We start from the raw sequence: 16,277 nt of genomic DNA on the forward strand, positions 1-16,277 counted from the left end.
GGAAGGGTTTTTGTCATATTTGGATAATTTTGATTCCGCTGATGATGATGAGAACCGAGATCGCATAGCGCAGGAAAACGGTGGGGACCTTGCAGGACAAGCGGCTTCCCAGCAAGACGCCGGGCACCGAGCCGAGCAGGAGCCAAAAGACAGTTGCCAAATGAACAGTGCCGAAGCTCATGTGCGCCAGACCAGCGGCCGTGGTCAGCAAAAAGGCATGGGCGATGTCGGTGCCGACTACTTCTTTGCCGGAGAGCTGAAAGAAATACATGAGTGCGATGGCAAAGAGCGAGCCGCTGCCGATGGACGTCAAGCCGACCAGAAAGCCGAGAAAAGCGCCGATGATGATGAGCGGGGTACGCTTTTCGCGCGTGCTCATGCTTTGCCATTTATTCCAGGAAGGACTTTTGCGGCTGAGCCAGCTTTTGGCCAGGATGGCCAGGGGGATCAGGATGAGGACAAAGCCGAGTATTTTTTTCAGGATGAGGTCTGCCCCTTGGACATGCTGGTGCACCCAGTTCATCAAATTCACGGCGATAATGCCGCTCGGGATGCTGCCGATCGCAAGGTAGAGCACGATGGGAAAGTGAACGGTTTTTTGCCGCCAATGCTGCCAGGTCCCGAAAATCTTGGTGATGGAGTTGTAGACCAGATCAGTTCCGACAGCGATAGCGGGCTGTATCCCCAGCAGGAGCAGGATCGGGGTCAATAGCGCGGCGCCCCCTACACCAGTCAGGCCGACCAGAAATCCCACCAGGAGGCCGACGACTGTCAAGTGAAAATCCATCAAGCAACCATCCTCTGTATTTCTAGTATGCATGCCTATCATCAGGATAAGCAGATGCCCGGATATCGTGCGCCTAAATTGGGCAGCGCCGCGCCTAATTCACTGTTTGATTGTTTGACAAATCACCCGTTTTCAACTACATATAATTCTATTATTATTAAGGATATCAAAATAATTGTGAAAAAGGGGAAGGCTATGGCGGAATATTTCACGGAACGTAAGGCTTTGCAAATGACTCTGCAGTCGCTTTTGGAACAGCGGGCTTTGCTGCGCCGACAATATGTGGATCAAGACAAACAGCTCGGGCTTGACATCAAGCAGATTTTGGCGCGAGTAAGAGAGCTTGACCAAGCGGAAGGCAATGAAGAACCGCTGCTGGCGGAAGAAGCAGAGAACGGAACCGTCGGCATGAACGTGGAAGTGATGGAACGGCTGAAAGGGCGAAAAACGCATACCCGTCATGACTATGAAACTGTAGCCAATCATGTAGAAACAATCTTGCGGGAGATGTCGGCATTAACGTTGAATGAGCTCTGTGATGAGTTGAAAAGACGGAGCGGAGTCGAATTTGCCAGCCCGTACATTGGCATTCACAAGACGATCAAGCATTTGCCGCAGGTCAAGGTTCAAAAGGACGGAAGAAAACTTGTTTTTTCTTTGGCGACATAGACGGGCAGCAAAAAAGAGGGCAGTTGTGCATTCCGGCACAAAAGCCCTCTTTTCCTTTATCAGGAAATAAACTTCCTCTATTAGGAAATAAAACACACTTGCAGCAAGATTAGCCTTGGAAGGCTTTCAGCATCCACACATGCTTTTCGAGACTGGTCTGGATGGACAGGAGCATGTCTGCGGTGCCCTCATCGCCGAGTTCCTCCACTTTCTTGATGCCGTCTTTTAATTCATCGATTACAGTGGTAAAATCCTCGATCAGTGTTTGAACCATTTCTTCAGCAGTCTCGCGGTCGCTTGCTTCTTCGATGCTGGCGTCTCGAATGCACTCTCCCAATGTGGCAACGGGTTTTCCGTTACGGGCCAGGATGCGCTCAGCGAGAGTATCGATGTGTTCGGAAGCTTCGTTGTACAGCTCTTCGAATTTGTCGTGCAGGGTAAAGAATGCAGGTCCTTTGACATTCCAGTGGTAGTTTTGCAGCTTCATGCGCAGGATCGTCCAGTTGGCTACTTGTTTATTTAGTACAGAATACAGGTTTTCCATTGTTCATCCGCTCCTTATTTATAATAATTATTATCTGATACCTATTATAATATAAAAAACAGTATTGTCAACCGCCTTTCTCCTTTCCGCACGAAAGTTCTCAAGAACAGGAAACGAAGAAAGGATTGAGCCAATCATCAAGCGAATGATTGCGCGTCATTCTTGAATATGAGAAGCCGATTTCTCATTTCACTGTGCATTTCTGTATGAAAAGAAGGGAGATCGGGGGCATTTCTCTCTGTTTCGGCTGGCATTGTTCTTGCAACTTCTCCAAGGTGAAAAACCAAACCGGAAAGGATGAGGTGCATGGAACGCAAATCACGGGAAGAATCTCTTGAGCTTGCCAGTGAAATTCTTTCATTCATCGAAAGCGAGACACTGACAGTCGAACAGAAAAAGAAAATTGTAAGCGATTCGGTCGAGAACTTTACCAACCATGTGACCAAGGCTATACTTGCGCACCGCAAGTCTGTTTCGACCGACTATTCGGTCGTGGAGTGGGAAGATGAAGGAGCCATTTTCCGCGACACGATGGGGGATGAATACATTGATTGCCTGGGAGGCTACGGTGTATACCTGCTCGGCCACCGCCACCCGAAAGTGGTCAAGGCGGTAGAGGCCCAGTTGAAGCGCTACGCTCTGCACAGCCAAGAGATGGTGGACCCGCTGCGGGGCTATCTTTCCAAGCTGGTGGCGTACATTACACCAGGAGATTTGCAGCACTCCTACCTCGTAAACTGCGGTACCGAGGCAAACGAAATGGCCCTGAAGCTGGCGAGGCTGGCCACGGGGAAAAAATGCTTCATTTCAACGGAAAGAGGCTTCCACGGCAAGACGCTCTTTTCCCTTTCGGCGTCGGGGAAATCTACATTCCGCGAGCCGTACATGCCGCTCGTTCCCGGTTTTCAGCACGTTCCGTTCGGGGATGCGGACGCGGTGGAGCAGGCGATTCGCATGCTGATCGCTACTGGCGAAACGGTGGCTGGCGTGATCGTCGAACCGATCCAGGGAGAGGGCGGCGTGAATATTCCGCCGGATGACTACCTGCCGCGGCTGCGCCAAATCTGTGACAAATACGAGTGTCTGTTGATCGTTGACGAGGTGCAGACCGGCATGGGGCGGACCGGCACTCTGTTTGGCGTCGATCACTGGGATGTCGTACCGGATATCATGTCACTGGGCAAAGCTTTCGGCGGTGGTGTCATGCCGATCGCTGCCATGGTCGCCAAGAAGAAATGGTGGGGAAAAATGGAGGAAAATCCGTTCCTGCTGGGCTCCTCCACCTTCGGCGGCAACCCGCTCTGCTGCGCGGGGGCTATCGCGGGCATTCACACGATTCTTGCCGACAACATCCCGCAGATGGCCAAGGAAAAGGGCGATTACATCATGCTGCGCCTGAACGAGATCAAGGAGCAGTACCCGGAGGTCATGGTCGACGTACGCGGACGGGGCCTGTTGATCGGGATGGAGTTCGCCACCAACAACCTTGGCTATACGCTGGCCAAAATGCTGTTCGGCAAGAAAATCCTCGTCGGCGGTACGATCAACAACGCGACGGTGATTCGCATCGAGCCGCCTGCAGTCATTTCGTACGAACAGATCGATTACGTGTTGGCTTGCATTGAAGAGGGGATCGCCCAGCTTTCCAAAGAAATGAAAGTGGCGCGGTAGTTTGGCAAAAAGGAAGGGAGCGGTTTATGGATGCTCCCTTCTTTTTTCATTCGGTTGGCGGATCTTTATAGGCAGGAGAGCGGGGGCGTCGCAAGGAACTGTTAGAGCGGCAGACAATCGATAAAGATGCCAATAAAGAAGGAGCTGACCGTTATGGCGATGTCTCAATACTATAAAGATTTGAGAGAAGCGTTCGGGCCCGGCCTGATTTTCATGCCTTGCGTCGCTGCAATGATCCGCAATGAAAAAGATGAAATTCTGTTTGGACGCAAACATAACGAGGAGAATTGGGGCCTGATCGCCGGGGCGATCGAGATCGGAGAAACACCAGCGGAGGCCGTACGTAGGGAAGTGCTGGAGGAGACCGGTTTGGAGGTAAAGCCGGAGAGAATCATCGGAGTGTTTGGCGGGGAAAAGCACAGATTTACATACCCGAACGGACATCAGGTGGAATACTTGACGGTTGTTTTTGAGTGCGCGGTTGTCGGAGGCGCTCTTCACCCGGAAAACGACGAAATGTGCGAGCTCGGGTATTTTCAAGAAAACGGGATTCCTCCCCTCGCCAATTACTATCCGCGGGAGATCTTCCGAAAAGAAGAAGCAAAGCAAGCGATTTTCGAGTGAGGTTGACACACGGAAAATAACAAACGCCCCAGCCTTGGAAAGGTTATATCAAGGCTGGGCGTTTTGAAATGTGGTTCGGCCTTTAGACAATTGGCCGGGACGTTTCGCAATGTAGCACGGTCTGGGGCAATTAGCCGGGACGTTTCGCTATGTGGCACGGTCTGGGGCAATTAGCCGGGACGTTTCGCCATGCGGCACGGCCTCGGGCAATTGGTCGAGACGTTTCGCCTATGTGGCACGGCCTCGGGCAATTGGTCGAGACGTTTCGCAATATGCCACGGCCTCGGGCAACTAATGTGCGAGGGCGGAGCAATTCGTATAGCGACACTGCCGCCAGCTCACTGCGAGCTTTTTACTTCGGACCAGATGCGGTCGTACAGTTTAACCGAATCGCCGATATCCTTCAGGCTTTCCACCCGCTTCATCTCTTCGGGCGGGGGATAGATGGCGATATTTTCCAGCGTCTCCTTGTCGATCAGCTTGCGGGCCTCGGTATTCGGATTGATATAGGGAAAATCCTTGGCGATTTCCGCGCTGATTTCCGGTTCGAGCAAGAAATTGATGAAGGCCTCCGCCGTTTTCTTGTGTTTCGCACCTGCAGGTATGACGAAGTTGTCAAATGTTATCATCAGTCCCTCTTTGGGCAGGACTGTCGTGATTTGCGGCTTTTCCCGCTGTGCCAGCGCGATTTCCGGTCCCCAGACGAGGGCGACGTTCACTTCGCCGTTGATCATCAGCGTCTTCGGGCTGTCGCTGTCAAAGGCCTTGATATTGGGCATCAGCTGGAGCATTTTTTGCTTGGCCTCCTCGAGGTGGGCAGGATCGGTGTCGTTGCCGGAGTAGCCCAGCGTTTTCAACACCATGCCGAGGATGAACCGCTGATCGTCCACCATCACGATCTGGCTCTTCAATTCGGGTTTCCACAGGTCCGCAAAGCTGGTGATGCTCGTCTTGATATTGTCGGGGTTGTAGGCGAGCGAGACCGTATTGCCCATGTAGGGGACGCTGTATTTGTTGCCGGGATCATGCTCTTTGTTTACGAGGTCGGGCTCCAGATTCTTGAAATTGGGAATATTGTTCAGATCGAGCGGCTCGATCAGTCCTTGATTGGCCATCGGCTGGATAAAATAGTCGCTCGCTACCGTCAGATCGTAAATGCCGCCCCCTGCGGAAACCTTGGCCAGCATCTCTTCATTGGAGGAAAACGTACTGTAGTTTACTTTTACCCCGTATCTCTCTTCAAATTTTTTGATGACCGAGTCGGGCAGGTACTCAGACCAGTTAAACACATTGAGTTCTTTGTCCAGACCGTTTTCTCCGCCTTGCGATGACGGCGTGGAGCTGCAGCCAGCCGCTGTCAGTGCGATCGTCAGAAAGCCGGCCGCCACTATTTTCCGAAAGCCTTGCTTCATATCAAATCCCCCTTTGTAATAATATGGAAACTAAAGAGCTGAGCGTTTGAACTACTCCTTGCGCATCCGGATGCGTTCGGCAAAGATGACGATAGCCAGTGTGACGACGAGCATCAAAGTAGACAGAGCGTTGATTTCCGGAGTCACGCCGAATTTGACCATGGAGAAAATCTTCAGGGGCAGCGTCGCGCTCGCAGGCCCTGCCACGAAAAAGCTGATGATCACGTCGTCAAGAGACAGCGTAAAAGCAAGCATCGCGCTGGCCAAAATGCCCGGAGCGATGACCGGCATCGTCACTTTGACAAACGTCTGCCAGGGCGTAGCCCCCAAATCCATCGCCGCCTCCTCGATGCTTTTGTCAAATCCGGCCAACCGGGCCCGCACCACGACAACGACGAAGGGAACGGAAAAGGTGATGTGCGCTGCGATCAGGGTGAAATAGCCGAGCGGCACCTTCAACTGGGCGAACAGCGCGAGCATCGAGATCCCCATGACGATTTCCGGGATGACGATGGGCAGGTACAGCATCGCGTCCAGAGCCGTTTTGCCGCGGAAGTGGTAGCGGTACATCCCGACGGCCGCCAGCGTGCCGATCATCGTCGCGGCCAGCGTGCTGATCAGCGCTACGATCAGAGAGGTCTTCATCGCTTCCAGCACGTCGCTGTTCTGCATCAGCTTTACGTACCAGTCGAAAGTAAAACCGGTCCAGACCGCATTCAGCTTGGATTGGTTAAAGGAATACAGAATCAAAATGGCAATGGGCATATACAAAAACAGGTAGATAAGCGAAGCGTAGAAAACGGAGAATTTGCGGCCGAGCGAGTAGCGCATCCTAGAGCAGCTCCTTTCCCTCTTTGTCTTTGGTGATCAGGATGTAGGCTGTGATAAACAACAGCGTCAGTCCCATCAGGATAATGGAGCTTGCCGAGCCGAATGGCCAGTCGCGGGCGGTGAGAAACTGATTTTTGATCAGGTTTCCGATCAGGACGGTCTTGCTTCCTCCCATCAGGTCCGGGATGAAAAAGAGGCCCAGCGACGGAATGAAGACGAGCAGGGAACCGGCCATGATCCCTGGCGCGGTGAGAGGCAGGGTCACCTTCCAGAAGGTATGGACGGGCTTGGCGCCCAAGTCCGAGGACGCCTCCAGCAGCGATTTGTCCAGCTTTTCGATCGAGGCGTACAGCGGCAGCACCATAAACGGCAGCATGGTGTAAACAAGCCCGATCAGAACGGCAGTCTCGTTGTACAGAAGCGGCAGGGGCTGACTGATGATCCCGAGCTGCATGAGGATTGTATTGATGACCCCTTCGGTCCGCAAAAGGACGATCCAGGCGTAGGTTCGGATGAGCGAGTTTGTCCAAAAGGGAACAATGATCAGCAGCATCAGAATGTTGCGGTAGTTGATCGGAGAGCGGGCGACGATATAGGCGAACGGATAGCCGAGAACGAGGCAAATCGCCGTCGTAAAAAAGGCCAGCACACAGGAAATCCACAAAATTTTAAAGTAGAGCGGGTCGAAAAAACGGACGTAGTTCTCCACTGTCAAAGGCAGTTCAATCCCGCCAAATGAGCTGCGGGTAAAGAAGCTGACGCCGAGAATCAAGATGAGCGGCAGCAGGAAAAGGGCACTCATCCAGATCAGGATGGGCCCGATTGTCCAGGTCTTTCCGTAATCGCGGACAGGCCGGTTCGGGGTCGTGGCTGCAGGTCTGCTGGAGGTGGCGGAGCCGATTACAGGGGCCTTCATCGGGTTAACACCACCCCGTGCTCCGGCTGCCAGTTGACGAATAGTTCGTCGCCTTCGTTTACCGGCAGGAGCTGATCCGTTTTTTCCACGGCGACAAAGGGAATTCCCCCGGGCAAGGTGACGACAGTCCGCGTAATTCCGCCGCAGTAGATCCGCTCTGTCAATCGGCCGGGAAGCTGTACGAGCTGGTCAATCCCGGTTTCTACCGGTGCAAGACTGAGAGCCGATTTTTCCGGGCGGATCGCGACGGTCACCTTCTCATTCTCGGGAAGCTGCAGAGAAGCCGCGGCTACCTCCATGCCCCCGCAGTCAATCAGCATCCGGCGGGAATCCCGCAGTTTGACTGTTCCGGTCAACAGGTTGGTCTCGCCGATAAATTCCGCGACAAATCGCGTCGCAGGCCGGTCGTAGATGTCGGCAGGGGTGCCGACCTGTTCGAGGACACCCTTGTTCATAACCGCGATGCGGTCAGACATGGTCAACGCTTCTTCCTGGTCGTGCGTGACGAAGACAAACGTGACCCCGAGCTGCTTTTGCAGATGCTTCAGCTCGACCTGCATCTGCTTGCGCAGCTTTTGATCCAGGGCGCCCAGCGGCTCGTCGAGCAGCAGCACCTTTGGATTGTTTACCAGCGCCCGGGCGATGGCAATCCGCTGCCGCTGGCCGCCGCTCAGCTGCTCCGGCTTGCGGCTGGCGTACTCTTCCAATTGAACGAGGCGAAGAGCCTGTTTGACCCGCTGGTCGATCTCTTCCCTGGCGACTTTTTTGACACGCAAACCGAACGCTACGTTTTCGTAAGCGTTCAGGTGGGGGAAGAGGGCGTAGCTTTGAAAGACGGTGTTGACATCGCGGGAGTAGGCAGGCAAATCCTGTACGAACTCGCCATCCAGCTTTACCTTGCCGGATGTCGGATGTTCGAATCCGGCAATCATTCTGAGCGTAGTGGTTTTGCCGCAGCCGCTGGGGCCGAGCAAAGTGAGAAATTCACCTTTCTGGATGTGGAGGGACAGATCGTGTACGACTGTATGTTGACCAAAGCGTTTGACGACGTTTTGAAGCTCCACCATAGGACCTAGCATGGGAACCCCCCTCGTTTTTTTCTTTTCGCACCTCTTGTTACAAGCAAAAATAATGCCAATTTTGAATATTCCAACATATAGGTCGATCAGACACGAAAAAAGAAGCAGAAGGCAGGAAAATCATCGCCCGTTGCTTCCTAGAAATTAGAATACTTTCTCATCATTGAGAAGTTTATGTCCCTCCAGTTTTCTGTATAGAGTCGCCAGGCCGATATCCAGTTTTTCTGCCACCAGCTTTTTGGCTTCCAGAGAATATCCGTATTGCTGCAGCATGCTGTACAGGATTTGCCGCTCGTGGCGCTGGAGTCGCTCCTTCAACGGCTGATCGGCTTCGCCGGGACCGGTGATGCCGCTGACGCTGTGGTGCTGGCGGATGCGCACCGGAACGCTGTCCAGTCCGATGTACGGCGAGACCTCCATGTTGACGGCGTACTCGATGGCATTTTCCAGCTCGCGGACATTCCCGGGCCAGTGATAATGCATGAACAGTGCCCGAACCTCCGGGGTGAAATCGAGAATCGGGTGGCCTAAAAGCTCCCGGTACTTCGCCAGGAAGTGATCCATGAGCAGCGGGATGTCTTCTACCCGCTCGCGCAGAGGCGGCATGTGCAGGGGGATGACGTTCAGCCGGAAGTAGAGATCTTCGCGGAATTCACGGTTTCGCACCATTTCCTCGAGGTTTTTGTTCGTGGCGGAGATGACCCGGATGTTGACAGGGATTAGCTGGTTGGACCCGACCCGTTCGACCTGCTTGCTCTGCAGGACGTGGAGCAGCTTCACCTGGAGATGCAGCGGCAAATCGCCGATCTCGTCGAGAAAAATGGTGCCGCCGTCGGCCAGCTCGAACTTGCCCGCCTTGCCTTCCCGCTTGGCTCCGGTAAATGCGCCCGCCACATAGCCGAACAGCTCGCTTTCCAGCAGCGCCTCGGGAATCGCCCCGCAGTTGACGATAATGAACGGACCGTCCCGCCGGTTGCTTGCGGAGTGGATGGCGGCGGCTATCATGCCTTTGCCGGTGCCGCTCTCGCCGGTGATCAAAATGTTGGAGGTACCGCGTGCGACTTGCTCCGCCTGTTTGATCACGAGCGACTTGGAGCGGCTTTTGCCGATGATTTCCGAAAAGTACAGGTCCTTGTGCTCGTTGGTCAGGACGTAGGCGAGGCGACGCATGTCCGCCATCCGGCGAAACGAGGCGACAACCCCCGCTACCCGGTCGGCCACGCGGATGGGACGGGCTGTTACGATGAAGTGCATGTCATGCTCCCCGAGGCGGTAAATCTCCTCCTGCTCGACATAGCCGACGCCGGTTTCAAGCACTTGCAGCATCGGCGAGTCGGCCCAAATCGTTTGCAGGGGAGTGCCGATGAGCTCCTGTTTGTTCTTTTGAATAAGCTGCTGGGCCGTTTTGTTGCAATTGCTGATCAATCCGCGCTCGTCGATGGCGATAATGCCCTCATGGATGGATTCGATCAAGGTTTCCAACTGGGTGAACGTCTTCTTCCACTCGTTCCAGGCTTCCTGCTCGGCGATCTTGCCGGTGAGCAGCTCGGTCATCCGCTGCAAAAAGGTAAGGTACGGCAGCCGATTGTGGATGAGCAGCCTCCTCTGGGTTTCGGTGAAGGCGATCAGGCCGATCACGCCGATCACCTCGCCTTTGTAATGGATCGGCGTGCACAGCTCCGCCAGCTCTTCGGTGACCCCCTGCAGGACGGACGGATCGTAGGAGGGATCGCTGCGGGCGTCCTCGATGAAGAACGGCTGGTTGGTGGTCAGAACCCGGCCGTACAAATAGCCGGCGTTCACTTCGCCGCCCTCCTCCTTGGTGTTGATGCGGTCTTTGTACTTTCCCGTCCCGGCGATAATCGTCATCGTGTCATCGACAATCTCCGTCTCGATCTGCAAAGCGGCTGAGATGGCTTCGGCCACCTGCTGCGTGATCTCCTGGAATTCCCGCAATAAACTCATTTGCATTTCTCCTCCTGTCTGCAGGCAAAACAGTTGCAATACGAGGTCCCCAATCCTTGTAGACGGGGTTTTATTCACAAGACGGAAGCAGAAAAACAGATGCAAAACCCACTTCGACAACAGCAGATAGAATCCTCTCAATTTTGGGAATATTTATAATAAAAAACCGGGCGAGCACCCGGTTGCTTGATATTTACGTGCGAAAACGGTTCACCAGAACCTTTAGTTGTTCCGACAGCTCCGCTAGTGTGAGAGCCGAGGCGGTCACCTCCTGCATAGCAGCCGTTTGCTCCTCCGAGGCGGCCGAAACAGCCTGCGTCTTTTTCGCAGAAAGGCTGGCAATTTCGGCGATCCCTGACACGGCATCGAGAACGGATTCAGTCGTGCTCGACATGTTTTGGGCGCGTCCTGACACTTCCCGAATCATCTCAGTCAGCGAGAGGATCGACTGGCGAATTTCGGCGAAGGAAGCGCCGGCATTGTTGACGGTTTCGATTCCCTCGGCGACCTCGGCGCTGCCGGAGGCCATCGTCTGTACGGCCTGCTCCGCTTCAGCCTGAATGCTGACGATCAATTGCTCGATTTGTTCGGCTGAACGCGCAGACTGTTCGGCAAGCTTGCGCACCTCGTCCGCAACGACAGCAAATCCGCGCCCGTGTTCACCTGCCCGGGCTGCTTCAATCGCGGCATTCAAGGAAAGCAGGTTGGTCTGACCGGCGAGCTCTGTAATCACGTCGGTAATCTGCCCGATCTCCTGGGAGCGCTGCCCGAGCTCCTGCACGACAAGCGAAAGCTGGTTCATGGTATGGAAGATGTTCCCCATCTGCTTTACAGCTTGCTGGATCGCGATATCGCCTTCTTCGCTCTTTGCGCCGGTGTGGATGGCCGCGGCGGATATTTCCTCTGACTGCGCGGCGATCAACCGGGCATTCGAGGAAATATCCGTGATCGCCAGAAGGCCGTTATTTACTTTTTGCACCTGCTCCTCGGAGCCGATCGCGACTTCTGACACATGCTCCGCAATCTGGCGTGAGGCTTCGCTAATCTGTGCTGCGCTGGAAGAAAGATTTTCCGAGGAGGCGGCAACCTCACGCGAAGTCAGCGCGACGGTGTCGAGCAATTCTTTCAATTTGGCGCTCATGTGATTGTAGGAGACTGCGATCCGGCCGATTTCATCGCCAGATGGGTCGCTTAGTTTTCGGGTAAAATCGCCATTCCCGGCATTTTCCAGGACTTCCGTGATCGTGCCGAATCTTTTTTTCAGGCGGCGGGTAAACAAGAAGAACGCAGCTTGGACAATGAGCAGCACGACGATCAATGCCCCGGCAAAAATCGCCATAAACTTTTTCTGGGTGCTGTCGATCAACTCCTGGGAAGCGCCGACATACCAAATGCCGATGACCTTTCCGCTGCTGTCTGTAATCGGCTGATAGGCGGACTGGTAGCGATGGCCGACGACGTTTGCTTCTCCCAGGTAGATCTCGCCATTGGTCAGGACGGTCTGAATGACAACGTCCGATGCCTTTGTGCCGACTGCGCGCTGTCCGTCCTTCATGACATTGGTCGTGACCCGCGTATCGCCCAAAAAGATCGTGACCGTATCGCCGCCTGTCAATTTGCCGATCTCGTCTACCAGCTCGAAATTGTCGTTGATCCGCGTCTCCCCCTTGTAAAGGACCCCGTTCTGCACCGACCATGCTCCGGGAATTTTTTGATCCAGGTAACCATAGCCCAGCGCCAAATCCGACTTGGCCTTATTCAGAGCAGCAGTCTTGATGCCGCTCTCCAGCTGTGTTTGAGCCGTTATCAGGACAACGGCGGAAACCAGCAGCAGAGCGGCTACGAATAGCAAATTCATTTTCGCTCCGAGGGATAATTTGTTGAGAAATGGCATGTGACCGCTCCTTTCTTTGCTATCTTCGAAGTATATTGATAGTATCGAGAAACCGACAATAAAGTTAATTCTTTTTTTCTCTGTGAAAATATAATAGAGTTGAATATTTTGGGTAAAGGAATTGATCGCGTGCGGAAGAAATCGATAGCCGGAGTCATTCTGGCAGGAGGAAAAAGCAGCCGAATGGGCCAGCCCAAAGAGCTGTTGGCATGGCAGGGGAGTACGCTCATCCAATATTTGCGGCAGGAAGTGAACGCGGCTGGATTGCCCTGTCTGATCGTGTCCAATACGCCGGAAGCCCTGCAGAGGGAAGGGGAGAAGGGCCAGGGAGCGGAGGTAGCGGAAGCAGCGGTAGAGGTAGAGGTCACACGCGACCTGGTGCCGTCAGCGGGACCGATCAGCGGGATCGTCAGCGCGTTTCGTTTGCGCAGCGAGGAGGCATTGCTGGTGCTTTCTTGCGATTTGCCGTTTGCGGACCGGACACAGCTCGAACGTTTGATTCAATACGCTGGAGAGGTAAGCGAATGGGATGCGATTGTGGTAAAGGAGGAGCTGCTGCACCCGCTGTTTGCGCTGTACCACAGGAGGTCTCAGCCGAGGTGGGAGGAGGCGCTGCAAATGAAGCAGCATCGCTTGATGGAGGTGCTTCGCGGGCTTCAAGTGGTGACGACTCCGCCCGGCTTGCTCGACCCTTGGGCGGCTTTTAATGCCAATACGCCGGAGGAATACCGCATCGCCCTGCAGGAAAAGCAAAAAAGAGAGACCGGGCAGCCGTAACGGCCCGGTCTTTCTCTTTACACAAAGCTCAAGCTGTCGGTACGATGACCCTATGAGGATTCGTGTACACGTTCATCCTGTCATTGCGGATAAAGCCGATCGCCGTAATGTTCAGCTCCTCCGCCAGCTGCAGGGCGAGGTCGGTCGGGGCCGATTTGGACAAAATGATGCCCGCTCCGATCTTTGCCGCCTTCAGCAAAACCTCTGAGGAGATCCGGCCGCTGAAGGTGAGAATTTTATCGGCGGTCGAAATATTTTCCCGCAGGCAGTACCCGTAGATCTTGTCCAGTGCATTGTGCCTGCCGATGTCGGAATACTGGAGCAGCACCTGGTCCGGCGTGCACAGCGCGGCGTTGTGCACGCCGCCCGTCTTGCGGTGAATGTCGGACGAGGCTTGCAGCACATTCATGAGCTGCAAGCATTGCTCCGGTGTGACGGTGACGCCGTCTTCAGCCGGTTTGGCAGTACGCGCGTCGCTGAAGAAATAAAACGACTGCCTGCTTTTGCCGCAGCAGGAGGTGATGCGGCGCTTGGAGTAAAAGCTCTGGGACAGCATGGTCTTCTGATGGGTGTCGACGTACGCGAATCCTTTTCCCTCGTCGATGGTGACTTGCTTGATGTCCGCATAGGAGCGGATCGCGCCTTCTGCGGCAAGAAAGCCGATTACCATTTCCTCCAGATCGGCGGGCGTGCAGACGATGGTGGCAAACTCCTCGTCCCCGAGAAAAATCGTCAACGGGTATTCGGTGACAACCTCGTCGTCTTCCCACTCGGACTTGCCCACCTGTACCTTCAGGACAGGGCGCGTAATTGTTTTGGACAAATCGGACATACTGGCCTTGGCCTCCTTTTGAACCGTTATATCAAAAAAAATTTAAGGAACGTATTGTAGAGTAAGCGCTCACATGGTAGTATACTATTTGAGGTTTTGGTTGTCACAGAATTTTCACCTTTTTACGAAACAGTTCACAAATTGACGTGGGATAGCGTACCTGTCGCCGGTTCTTTTGTCGGACTGCCTGTAAGTGAATACCAAACACTAGCTGTTGATGCTGAAGTAGCGACCCTGCTGATGATTAACTGTCGTGTTTCATCTTTTCGCCCATGTGCCGGTTTCCGGCTTCCAGTAGCGAGGATGGACCGGCAGTTTTTCTTGTTTTCGGGGCGTGCTTCGGTATCGCCTCTCAAGTTGATGATGAAGGAGATGAATTGGCATGCAGCAGAAAGTGAAAAACCGCTGGTTGATTGCAGCGGCTGCGGTGGGAATCCACCTCTCGATCGGTTCTGTTTACGCGTGGAGCGTATTCACCAAGCCGATCACCAGCCAATTTGGCTGGGAGCTGTCCAGTGTACAGCTGACGTTTAGCATCGCAATTTTGTTCCTGGGGCTGTCCGCGGCATTCCTCGGGCACTATGTGGAGAAGCATGGACCGCGCAAGGCAGGCATTCTTTCTTCAATCTTTTTTGGCGTAGGTATTACCGGTTCGGGTCTGGCCATCAGCATGGAAAGCCTGCCGCTTTTGTACATATGCTACGGCGTATTGGGCGGAATCGGACTGGGCGTCGGGTATATTACTCCGGTTTCCACGCTGGTCAAATGGTTCCCTGACCGCCGCGGTTTGGCAACAGGACTGGCGATCATGGGATTTGGCTTTGCATCGATGATTGCGGGACCGATTATTCAAGCACTGATCGAAAGCGTAGGAATCGCGAATACATTCTTTATTCTCGGCATCATTTATTTCGTCGTTATGTTTGCTTCCGCTCAATACCTGGCTCCGCCGCCACAAGGATGGGTGCCGGCAGGATATTCCGCACAAGCAAGCGAGGGACAAAAGCAGATCAAGAAGGACCTGTGCCAGCTGACCGCCAACGAAGCGGTGAAAACGCGCCGATTCTACTGGCTGTGGCTGATGCTTTTTATCAACGTGACCTGTGGTATCGCGATCATCTCGGTTGCGTCTCCGATGGCGCAAGAGATTGCCGGAATGTCTGTCGGCATGGCGGCAACCATGGTTGGCTTGAACGGCTTGTTCAACGGAGCCGGCCGCATCGGCTGGGCATCCCTGTCTGACTATATCGGCCGTGCCAATACCTACACCGCCTTCTTCGCGATCCAGATCGTCCTGTTCTTCCTTTTGCCGAATTTGACGATCCAGACGCTGTTCATGATCGCGATGTTCATCATCATGACCTGCTATGGCGGCGGCTTCTCCTCGATCCCGGCCTACATCGGCGACCTGTTCGGCACGAAGCAATTGGGCGCTATTCACGGCTACATCCTGACAGCATGGGCGGCAGCGGGACTGGCTGGTCCGATCTTTGCAGCCTGGGTACGTGAAAAGACTGGCAGCTACACCGGCACGCTGAGCGTATTTGTGGCAATGTTTGTGGTAGCTCTCGTCATCTCGCTGATCGTCCGTCTCGACATCAAAAAGCTGAAAGAAGAAGCGAAGCGCAAAGAAAACGCTGTTGAACTGGCTAGCTGATAAGTGGTAAAGTTTTAGGTAAGATCAATTAGTTAAAGGTGACTTGCATCGATGAATAAATATGAAGCTGAGTTCAGCAATCTGGTCAGAACCTTCCGAAAGCGACACATGGGCAAGGGACCGAGCAAAATCGTCACGACGTTTTGCAAAAATTGGGCGATTTGCGAGATGGAGGGGAACCTCTCTCCGGTAGAAAAGTTCATTGCGACTGCTGATGAAGGGAAACAGATGCTCCGTGCGGCCCGGACGGAAATGGTAAAGGAAATGTACCGGAAAAACCGTCCGATCGACATGGAGGCATTTCTAGGTGCGGCCCTCGTGGATTTATTCGTCGATATTGACATTGAACGCGATTTTGGGATGTCCATCTTCGTGTTTGACCAAGACATCGAAAAAAAGTTCAAAAACGAGCCGTAAGCCTGAGCGCAGCAGCGATCCTGTGAGCGTTTGGACAAGACGGAGTATCGCCTCACACACGCAAGGTACTTGGTAGCGCTCCTGCCGAAGAACCACCGTGGACATTCCTTTCGCTTTGATGGGACTGTTTCGCGGTGGTTATTTTCTTGCAAATAATGAAAACGCTTTTTTTCGGATGATGGATAGGAAGGAATACGATTGT

Annotated in this window: 15 protein-coding genes; 6 read left to right on the forward strand and 9 right to left on the reverse strand. The window is 53.8% G+C overall.

The window, feature by feature from the left end:
- Positions 1-13 precede the first annotated feature (13 nt).
- A complete protein-coding gene (locus tag NST96_RS06875) occupies positions 14-787 on the reverse strand; it encodes a sulfite exporter TauE/SafE family protein (protein WP_003388205.1) in 774 nt (257 codons plus the stop codon).
- On the opposite strand from NST96_RS06875, the gene NST96_RS06880 reads away from it, so the two are divergent.
- Positions 776-1,456, forward strand: a complete 681-nt coding sequence (locus NST96_RS06880) for a hypothetical protein (RefSeq protein WP_227278045.1) — start codon at positions 776-778, stop codon at positions 1,454-1,456. The two genes, NST96_RS06875 and NST96_RS06880, sit on opposite strands and share 12 nt — an antisense overlap.
- Positions 1,457-1,565: 109 nt before the next feature.
- Here the strand turns inward: NST96_RS06880 and NST96_RS06885 are convergent, their stop codons facing one another.
- Complete coding sequence (locus NST96_RS06885; RefSeq protein WP_003388203.1) at positions 1,566-2,000, reverse strand: DNA starvation/stationary phase protection protein; 435 nt, start codon at positions 1,998-2,000, stop codon at positions 1,566-1,568.
- 306 nt (positions 2,001-2,306) lie between these two features.
- Here NST96_RS06885 and NST96_RS06890 point away from each other — a divergent pair, with 306 nt between their 5' ends.
- Both NST96_RS06890 and NST96_RS06895 read left to right on the forward strand, forming a co-directional pair.
- Positions 2,307-3,671 carry a putrescine aminotransferase gene (locus NST96_RS06890; RefSeq protein WP_327926048.1) on the forward strand — a complete coding sequence of 455 codons (1,365 nt, stop codon included), beginning with the start codon at positions 2,307-2,309 and terminating at the stop codon, positions 3,669-3,671.
- A gap of 153 nt (positions 3,672-3,824) precedes the next feature.
- Positions 3,825-4,295: an NUDIX domain-containing protein gene (locus NST96_RS06895; RefSeq protein WP_003388201.1), complete on the forward strand. Its 471-nt coding sequence runs from the start codon at positions 3,825-3,827 to the stop codon at positions 4,293-4,295.
- Between the two features lie 338 nt (positions 4,296-4,633).
- Here the strand turns inward: NST96_RS06895 and NST96_RS06900 are convergent, their stop codons facing one another.
- The 6 genes from NST96_RS06900 to NST96_RS06925 form a co-directional block, all read right to left on the reverse strand.
- On the reverse strand, positions 4,634-5,707 hold the full coding sequence (locus NST96_RS06900) for a spermidine/putrescine ABC transporter substrate-binding protein (protein WP_024983526.1): 1,074 nt from the start codon (positions 5,705-5,707) through the stop codon (positions 4,634-4,636).
- Between the two features lie 51 nt (positions 5,708-5,758).
- A complete protein-coding gene (locus NST96_RS06905; RefSeq protein ID WP_024983525.1) occupies positions 5,759-6,538 on the reverse strand; it encodes an ABC transporter permease subunit in 780 nt (259 codons plus the stop codon).
- A 1-nt stretch (position 6,539) separates the two neighbouring features.
- Positions 6,540-7,340 carry an ABC transporter permease gene (locus NST96_RS06910; RefSeq protein WP_141334252.1) on the reverse strand — a complete coding sequence of 267 codons (801 nt, stop codon included), beginning with the start codon at positions 7,338-7,340 and terminating at the stop codon, positions 6,540-6,542.
- Between the two features lie 110 nt (positions 7,341-7,450).
- Positions 7,451-8,533 (reverse strand): ABC transporter ATP-binding protein, encoded by a 1,083-nt coding sequence (locus NST96_RS06915; RefSeq protein WP_003388199.1) that lies wholly within the window; start codon positions 8,531-8,533, stop codon positions 7,451-7,453.
- Positions 8,534-8,677: 144 nt separating this feature from the next.
- Positions 8,678-10,498, reverse strand: a complete 1,821-nt coding sequence (locus tag NST96_RS06920; protein ID WP_003388198.1) for a sigma 54-interacting transcriptional regulator — start codon at positions 10,496-10,498, stop codon at positions 8,678-8,680.
- A 193-nt stretch (positions 10,499-10,691) separates the two neighbouring features.
- The gene (locus tag NST96_RS06925) at positions 10,692-12,392 is read right to left on the reverse strand and encodes a methyl-accepting chemotaxis protein (protein ID WP_342405815.1); all 1,701 of its coding nucleotides are present in this window, start codon (positions 12,390-12,392) and stop codon (positions 10,692-10,694) included.
- A 129-nt stretch (positions 12,393-12,521) separates the two neighbouring features.
- Between NST96_RS06925 and NST96_RS06930 the strand changes: the two genes are divergently transcribed.
- Positions 12,522-13,169, forward strand: a complete 648-nt coding sequence (locus NST96_RS06930) for a molybdenum cofactor guanylyltransferase (protein WP_342405817.1) — start codon at positions 12,522-12,524, stop codon at positions 13,167-13,169.
- Between the two features lie 28 nt (positions 13,170-13,197).
- Here NST96_RS06930 and fdhD read toward each other — a convergent pair whose 3' ends face one another.
- Entirely contained in the window at positions 13,198-14,001 is an 804-nt protein-coding gene (gene fdhD, locus NST96_RS06935; RefSeq protein ID WP_003388194.1) for a formate dehydrogenase accessory sulfurtransferase FdhD, read from the reverse strand.
- Between the two features lie 382 nt (positions 14,002-14,383).
- On the opposite strand from fdhD, the gene NST96_RS06940 reads away from it, so the two are divergent.
- Positions 14,384-15,658 carry an OFA family MFS transporter gene (locus NST96_RS06940; protein ID WP_003388193.1) on the forward strand — a complete coding sequence of 425 codons (1,275 nt, stop codon included), beginning with the start codon at positions 14,384-14,386 and terminating at the stop codon, positions 15,656-15,658.
- Positions 15,659-15,709: 51 nt separating this feature from the next.
- On the forward strand, positions 15,710-16,075 hold the full coding sequence (locus tag NST96_RS06945; protein ID WP_003388192.1) for a DUF2294 domain-containing protein: 366 nt from the start codon (positions 15,710-15,712) through the stop codon (positions 16,073-16,075).
- Positions 16,076-16,277 lie beyond the last annotated feature (202 nt).

It is taken from the genome of Brevibacillus sp. FSL K6-2834, from assembly GCF_038592925.1.
In the GTDB taxonomy this organism is placed as follows: domain Bacteria; phylum Bacillota; class Bacilli; order Brevibacillales; family Brevibacillaceae; genus Brevibacillus; species Brevibacillus borstelensis.

Excerpts from the sequence above, each read along its gene's own strand:
- NST96_RS06915 (WP_003388199.1), bottom strand. The coding sequence starts at position 8,533 with ATGCTAGGTCCTATGGTGGAGCTTCAAAACGTCGTCAAACGCTTTGGT.
- NST96_RS06920 (WP_003388198.1), bottom strand. The coding sequence starts at position 10,498 with ATGAGTTTATTGCGGGAATTCCAGGAGATCACGCAGCAGGTGGCCGAA.
- NST96_RS06890 (WP_327926048.1), top strand. The coding sequence starts at position 2,307 with ATGGAACGCAAATCACGGGAAGAATCTCTTGAGCTTGCCAGTGAAATT.
- NST96_RS06910 (WP_141334252.1), bottom strand. The coding sequence starts at position 7,340 with ATGAGTGCCCTTTTCCTGCTGCCGCTCATCTTGATTCTCGGCGTCAGC.
- NST96_RS06940 (WP_003388193.1), top strand. The coding sequence starts at position 14,384 with ATGCAGCAGAAAGTGAAAAACCGCTGGTTGATTGCAGCGGCTGCGGTG.
- NST96_RS06945 (WP_003388192.1), top strand. The coding sequence starts at position 15,710 with ATGAATAAATATGAAGCTGAGTTCAGCAATCTGGTCAGAACCTTCCGA.
- NST96_RS06875 (WP_003388205.1), bottom strand. The coding sequence starts at position 787 with ATGGATTTTCACTTGACAGTCGTCGGCCTCCTGGTGGGATTTCTGGTC.
- NST96_RS06895 (WP_003388201.1), top strand. The coding sequence starts at position 3,825 with ATGGCGATGTCTCAATACTATAAAGATTTGAGAGAAGCGTTCGGGCCC.
- fdhD (WP_003388194.1), bottom strand. The coding sequence starts at position 14,001 with ATGTCCGATTTGTCCAAAACAATTACGCGCCCTGTCCTGAAGGTACAG.
- NST96_RS06905 (WP_024983525.1), bottom strand. The coding sequence starts at position 6,538 with ATGCGCTACTCGCTCGGCCGCAAATTCTCCGTTTTCTACGCTTCGCTT.
- NST96_RS06885 (WP_003388203.1), bottom strand. The coding sequence starts at position 2,000 with ATGGAAAACCTGTATTCTGTACTAAATAAACAAGTAGCCAACTGGACG.
- NST96_RS06925 (WP_342405815.1), bottom strand. The coding sequence starts at position 12,392 with ATGCCATTTCTCAACAAATTATCCCTCGGAGCGAAAATGAATTTGCTA.
- NST96_RS06900 (WP_024983526.1), bottom strand. The coding sequence starts at position 5,707 with ATGAAGCAAGGCTTTCGGAAAATAGTGGCGGCCGGCTTTCTGACGATC.